At 38.8% G+C, this 343-nt stretch carries 1 pseudogene; it reads right to left on the bottom strand.

Annotated elements, in window-relative coordinates:
- Nucleotides 1-343 (bottom strand): annotated as a pseudogene (locus G4V62_RS19455) (IS200/IS605 family element RNA-guided endonuclease TnpB); the annotation flags it as partial.

The raw sequence follows: 343 nt of genomic DNA, 5'->3' as shown, positions 1-343 counted from the left end.
AAACCATTGAGGGTTGCCAAATATTTGCCCTGTAGAAAGAATCGCAAAATCTTTAAGACCAACGTCAATACCGACAGAAGAACCTGTTTTTTCTAATGGTTGCACTTCTGTTTCAGCAAAAATCGATACAAAGTATTGACCACTTGGGTTTCGTCTGATTGTAGCGTTAAGAATACGCCCCCTCAACCTCACGACTTTTTTGCGAACTTGACTAATCCAAGTTTGGGTAACTTGATTTTGTTTCCTACAATCGCAATATTGCCGTTCGTGTGCTTTGTTGTGTAGGATTGTACGTTATTCTTTTTCGACTTGAAACGTGGTGCTTTATTCTGTTTCTTGAAAA

The organism is Litoribacterium kuwaitense (assembly GCF_011058155.1).
GTDB lineage: Bacteria > Bacillota > Bacilli > Bacillales > DSM-28697 > Litoribacterium > Litoribacterium kuwaitense.
Note: the sequence above shows the minus strand (reverse complement) of the source record. Positions and strands in the feature narration are given on the sequence as shown.